General features: G+C 68.4%; 6 protein-coding genes and 1 riboswitch. All 6 genes read right to left on the bottom strand.

Going from position 1 to position 5,856, the window contains the following annotated elements; translation table 11 throughout:
* Window positions 1-1,100: dihydropteroate synthase (locus tag IV113_RS08170; RefSeq protein WP_291082870.1), on the bottom strand; the 1,100-nt coding region annotated here is incomplete at its 3' end.
* A 31-nt stretch (window positions 1,101-1,131) separates the two neighbouring features.
* Window positions 1,132-1,231: riboswitch (S-adenosyl-L-homocysteine riboswitch) on the bottom strand.
* 20 nt (window positions 1,232-1,251) lie between these two features.
* Window positions 1,252-2,874: a VWA domain-containing protein gene (locus tag IV113_RS08165; RefSeq protein ID WP_291082868.1), complete on the bottom strand. Its 1,623-nt coding sequence runs from the start codon at window positions 2,872-2,874 to the stop codon at window positions 1,252-1,254.
* A gap of 4 nt (window positions 2,875-2,878) precedes the next feature.
* A complete protein-coding gene (locus IV113_RS08160) occupies window positions 2,879-3,730 on the bottom strand; it encodes a CbbQ/NirQ/NorQ/GpvN family protein (protein WP_291082866.1) in 852 nt (283 codons plus the stop codon).
* Window positions 3,682-4,722 carry an aliphatic amidase gene (locus tag IV113_RS08155; protein ID WP_291082863.1) on the bottom strand — a complete coding sequence of 347 codons (1,041 nt, stop codon included), beginning with the start codon at window positions 4,720-4,722 and terminating at the stop codon, window positions 3,682-3,684. The genes IV113_RS08160 and IV113_RS08155 overlap by 49 nt, the downstream gene beginning before the upstream one ends.
* A 13-nt stretch (window positions 4,723-4,735) precedes the next feature.
* Complete coding sequence (locus tag IV113_RS08150; RefSeq protein ID WP_291082860.1) at window positions 4,736-5,077, bottom strand: zinc ribbon domain-containing protein; 342 nt, start codon at window positions 5,075-5,077, stop codon at window positions 4,736-4,738.
* A gap of 9 nt (window positions 5,078-5,086) precedes the next feature.
* Window positions 5,087-5,856, bottom strand: a 770-nt coding sequence (locus IV113_RS08145) for an acetamidase/formamidase family protein (RefSeq protein ID WP_291082857.1), incomplete at its 5' end; no start/stop codon positions are given.

The following is a 5,856-nucleotide window of genomic DNA, read 5'->3' as shown; positions in this document are numbered from 1 at the left end:
ACGTTGAGCGGGCGGCCACCGCCGGCCTCGATCTCGCGCCACATCTCTTCGGTGTCTTCGCTGATGAAGTCGTTCATGCCGCGCACCAGCGCGTGGCTCAACCGCTCGCGGATCGGCAGCGCGCGCCACTCGTTTTTCTTGCTGTCGTCCTTGGCCGCGCCCTTGGCGTTTTCCGCCACGTCCACCAGGCGTTCGCCGGCGTCCGCACGGCGGTTCAGCACCACGTCTTCCACGCGTTCGCGCAGCTCGGGCTCCAGCTCGTCGTACACGCCGACCATGCCGGCGTTGACGATGCCCATGTCCATGCCGGCTTTGATCGCGTGGTACAGGAACACGGTGTGGATGGCCTCGCGCACCGGGTCGTTGCCGCGGAAGCTGAACGACACGTTGGACACACCGCCGCTGACCTTGGCGCCGGGCAGGTGCTGCTTGATCCAGCGCGTGGCGTTGATGAAGTCGACCGCGTAGTTGTTGTGTTCTTCGATGCCGGTGGCGATCGCGAAGATGTTGGGGTCAAAGATGATGTCTTCCGGCGGAAAGCCCACCTCGTCCACCAGGAGGCGGTAGGCCCGTTCGCAGATCTCGACCTTGCGCTCGTAGGTGTCGGCCTGGCCTTTTTCATCAAACGCCATCACCACGGCGGCCGCGCCGTAGCGCTTGACCAGCCGCGCCTGGCGCTTGAACTCGTCCACGCCCTCTTTCATGCTGATCGAGTTGACGACGCCCTTGCCTTGCACGCAGCGCAGGCCGGCCTCGATCACTTCCCACTTGGAGCTGTCCACCATCACCGGCACGCGGGCGATGTCGGGCTCGCCGGCGATCAGGTTGAGGAACTTCACCATGGCGGCCTTGCTGTCGAGCATGGCCTCGTCCATGTTCACGTCGATGATCTGGGCGCCGTTTTCCACCTGCTGGCGCGCCACGGCCAGCGCCTGCTCGTACTCGCCGTTCAGGATCATGCGGGCGAAGGCCTTGGAGCCGGTGACGTTGGTGCGTTCGCCAACGTTCACGAACAGGCTGTCGGGGCCAATGCGCAGCGGCTCCAGGCCGGAAAGCACCATGGGCGGAACGGAAACGGAAGGGGAGAGAGATTCGGACATGCGGCTCACCAAGGCAGTTTTGCAGACAACAGACTGGTGAGCGCCGTTTTGGGCCTGTTCATGCCCACTCAAGCCTGACGCACGGTGGGGGCTGAGAAAAGCCCGCCGGCGCTGCAACGCTCCTTGAGAAGCCGCGATTTTAGCCCCTCGCTCAGCCGGGGAGAGCCAGCAACTGCGCCAGGGCACGCGGCAGCTCGGCCTGCGTGTTGCAACGGCGCACGCCGCCGCGGCCCAGCACCGAGGCCAGCGCGCCGCCGTCGCCACCTTCGCCGGGCTCGAACACCAGCGCGCGCACCGCCACGCCCAAGGCCGCCGCCTCGCGCGCGGCGCGGCGCAGGTCGGCCGGCAGGTAGGCCGGGTCGTGCACATCCACGTCGTGCGGTTCACCATCGGTCAACAGCACGACCACGCGCCGCCAGCCCGGATGAAGCCGAGCGTCCTGCATGCTGAGGTGCAGCGCGTGGCGCAGGGCCGCGCCGAGCCGGGTGGAGCCCGCGCCGCGCAGGCGTGCCAGGGTGGGCAAGGCCTCGTCCCAGTGCTGCAGGCAGGGCATGTCGATGCGGTGTCGGCCCTGGCTGGAGAAGGCCCACAGGCCACAGCGGTGGCCGAGCCCTTGCAGCGCCAACGAAGCGGTGGCGGCCGTGCGCTGGATGCGCGCGAGCACCTCGCCTTCGCGCTCGCCGCTGCGCGCGGTGGACGCCGATGCGTCGAGCAGGAGCAGCACGGCCAGCGGCGGCATCGGCCTAAAGTTGCGGCGGTGGATGCGCGGATCGGGGGTTCGTTGGCTGCGCAGGTCGAGCGCACTGTCGACCAGCGCCGCCGGGTGCAACTCGTCGCCCTCGATGGCGCGAGCGCTGCCGCGCCGCAAGGCACCACCGATGCCCGCCAGGCGCCGCGTGAGCCGACGCTGGCTCGAAGCCAGTGCACCGGGCGCCCAGGCGGGCGGCCCCGAGGGCGCTGCGCCGGTGTACACGCTGCACCAGCGCGGCCGGTATCGGCCGATGCGGTGGTCCCACTCGGCGTGCACCGCGTCGGGCTCGGTGTGCGCGGGTGGTGATGATGCACTGGCTTCCTCATCGGTCGGGGGCAAAGCGTCGGCCAGCAGCGGCACGTCCGAGGGCGGCAGCGAATCGTCGGGCCACCAGAGGTGGGTGTTGTCGTCGCGGTAGCGCGCGTGCACGGCGTAGGTGCGCGCGTTGAAGGGCAGTCGCATCTGGCCGATGTCGTGGCCCAGCACGGATGCCGCACGGCGCACCTGATCGGGTGTCTTCAGCGCGAGCGTGCGCCCGTCGGGCTCGAAGAACAGGCGGCGCACGCGCGCCACCCAGGCGTGCGGGTCGTCGCGCGTGGGGTCGAGCAGCTGGGCGGAGAGCCGCGCGAGCAGGTTGTCAAAGCCCGCACCGCGCAGCGCCGCGGCGTCGGCGTGAAACGGCCACCACACCGCGCGCAGGCCGGGCAGTTCCTGCAGCGCCAGCCATTCCACGCGGGCGTCTTCGAGCACGCCCAGCAGTGCCTGTTGCACCGGCTTGAGCCCGGTGCGGGTCTGGGGCTCTCCGCCAAAGCGCAGGTGCGCCGCCACGTGGGCCGCCATGGCGAGAGGCAGGTCGCCTTGTAAGGCGACGCCGGCCGGCAGGTGCAGCACGGGATCGACCGCGGCATCCAGCGTGAGCACGGCGCGGGCACCGGTGCGCGGCTCGCCGGCCTGCACGGTGGTCTGCAACGGCCGGCCCCACAAGGCCCGCGCCACGCGACGAACCTGGTCCGCGGTGTCCACGGCGTCAGAAGCTCGCGCGCACCAGCGCACGCAAGGCGGCGCCCACGTCGGGGTCGTCGCTGAGCGGCTCGGCGATGGCTCGCAACGCGGCGTCGTGCGGCGACAGGCCGGCGCGCGCCAGCAGCGCGGCGTGCACCAGCATGCGGGTGGAGGCGCCCTCCATCAGGCCCTCGTCGCGCAGGCGCCGGGTGCGGATGGCGAGTTGCACCAGTTGCTCCGCCAGTTCGGGTGAGGCGATGCCTTCGCGCACCACGATGCCGGCTTCGACAGGCGGGTCGGGGTAGTCGAAACCCAAGGCCACGAAGCGCTGGCGCGTGGAGGGCTTCATCTCGCGGTGCAGCCCCTGGTAGCCGGGGTTGTAGCTCACGATGAGCTGGAAGTTGCGGTGGGCATGCAGCAGTTCACCGTGGCGCTCCAGCGAGAGCACGCGCCGCGTGTCGGCCAGGGGGTGCAGCAACACGGTCGTGTCCGCGCGCGCCTCCATGAACTCGTCCAGGTAACACAGACCACCGTGGCGCACCGCCAGGGCCAGCGGGCCGTCCATCCAGTGCGTGCCTTGCGCATCAAGCAACCAGCGCCCGGCCAGGTCGCCCGCGCTCAGGTCTTCGTGGCAGGCCACGGTGATCAGGGGCAGCTTCAGGCGCCAGGCCATGTGCTCCACGAAACGCGTCTTGCCGCAGCCGGTCGGCCCTTTGAGCAACACCGGCAGGCGCGCGGTGCGCGCGGCGTCGAAGGCCGCGATCTCGTGGCCCACCGGCTGGTAGAAGGGCTCCTCCGTGAGGCGCCAGTCAGCCAACGGGTCCACGTTCAGCGGTGGCCCACGGTGGACGGATTCGGTATGCCTTCGATCGGGCATTCCTCGGTGCCGACCATGGGCCGCGTGATCGCCTCCACCGCCTTCTGCGTGCCCTCCGGGTCGTTGACCCAGCGCGCGTAGAAGTCGTAAGGGCAGGCGGCCACGCCCTTGTCGCCCTCGCGCGAATTGATCATGCCGGTGTAGCCGCGGTGCAGCAGCTTGAACAGGTGGTTCTCGCTCTGCGCGTTCTTGCGGAAGTCGCGGATCAGGCTGGTGGAGAGTGCCGCGTATTGCACGCCATAGTCTTCTTCGCCGCACTCACCGAGCGTGCGCCCGTCGAAGCCCACGATGGCGCTGTGACCGAAGTAGCTGTACACGCCGTCAAAGCCCGAGGCATTGGCCACCGCCACATAGGTGTTGTTGGCCCAGGCCATGGCTTTCGCCATCAGCACCTGCTGGTCTTTCGCGGGGTACATGTAGCCCTGGCAGCGCACGATGAGCTCGGCGCCCTTCATCGCGCAGTCGCGCCAGATCTCGGGGTAGTTGCCGTCGTCGCAGATGATCAGGCTGATCTTCAGACCCTTGGGGCCCTCGCTCACGTAGGTGCAGTTGCCCGGGTACCAGCCTTCGATGGGCACCCACGGCATGATCTTGCGGTACTTCTGCACGATCTCGCCCTGGTCGTTCATCAGGATGAGCGTGTTGTACGGCGCCTTGTACGGGTGCTCTTCGTGCTGCTCGCCGGTGAGCGAGAACACGCCCCACACCTTGGCCTTGCGGCAGGCCTCGGCAAAGATCTCGGTCTCGGCGCCGGGCACCGTGGCCGCCGTGTCGTACATCTCTTTCGCGTCGTACATGATCCCGTGCGTGCTGTACTCGGGAAAGATCACCAGGTCCATGCCCGGCAGGCCCGACTTCATGCCCACGAGCATGTCGGCGATCTTGCGCGCGTTGTCCAGCACCTCGGCTTTGGTGTGCAGCCGTGGCATCTTGTAGTTGACGACAGCGACACCGACGGTGTCCTTGCTGCTTGAAATGTCGCCGTGCATCATGGCTCGGGGTCCTTCAGTGAGAAATCATCCAGGGGCGCTTCGACGGAAACGCCTTCGCGCCATTCGGCGCAGTGACCGTGGCCTTGCTGCGGCTGGTGCTGCAGCAGCCGCAGCCCGCCGGGTGTTTGAGGCGCGCGTAGTCGCCCGACCGTTTGGGCTCGTGGCGCGCGCGCTCGTTGACGCCCATGGCGCTGCGAGTGCCGCTGTCCATGAGCGCCAGACGTGGGGCGGTGACGAACACGCGCGGAGAGGCAGTGGCGCAGTCCGGGCAGGCGGCGGGCTCGTTGCGTTCGCTCAAGGAACGGAACGCATCGAAGCCGCCGCAGGACGGACAGTCGTAGTCGTAGGTCGGCATGGCAACAACTCAGAGGTCGGGCGACAAAGGCATCACCACCGAGCCATCGAGGTGCTTGATCGGGCCGCTCGCGTTGGGGTTGATGTCGAAGTCGAAGATCTGCGTCGGCAGCCACAGCGTGGCGCAGGCGTTGGGCACGTCGACCACGCCGCTGATGTGGCCCTGCACCGGCGCGGTGCCGAGGATGGAGTAGGCCTGTGCGCCCGAGTAGCCGAACTTCTTCAGGTACTCGATGGCGTTCAGGCAGGCCTGGCGGTAGGCCACGTTCACGTCCAGGTAGTACTGCTTGCCGCTCTCGTCGACGCTGATGCCTTCGAAGATGATGTAGTCGTTGTAGGTGGGCGTGATCGGGCTGGGCTTGAAGATCGGGTTCTTGATGCCGTACTTGGCCATGCCGCCCTTGATGAGCGTGACCTTCATGTGCACCCAGCCGGCCATCTCGATCGCGCCGCAGAAGGTGATCTCGCCATCACCCTGGCTGAAGTGCAGGTCGCCCACCGAGAGGCCGGCGCCTTCCACGTAAACCGGAAAAAACACCTTGGCACCGCGCGAGAGGTCCTTGATGTCGCAGTTGCCGCCGTGTTCGCGCGGCGGCACGGTGCGCGCGCCTTCGGCCGCGGCCTTGTCGCGCGCCGCGCCGGTCATCTTGCCCATGTGGGCGGTGGCGGCGAACGGCGGGTTGGCCAGGCCGCTGGTGGCCGGGTCGGAATCGATCAGCGCCTGCTCGCGCGTGTTCCACAGCTCCAGCATCTTGGGGTCGGGCAGGCAGCCGATCAGGC

This window comes from Hydrogenophaga sp. (assembly GCF_018780385.1).
Classification (GTDB): Bacteria; Pseudomonadota; Gammaproteobacteria; order Burkholderiales; family Burkholderiaceae_C; genus Hydrogenophaga.
The sequence above is the reverse complement of the archived record's forward strand: the minus strand, read 5'-3'. Positions and strand labels throughout refer to the sequence as shown.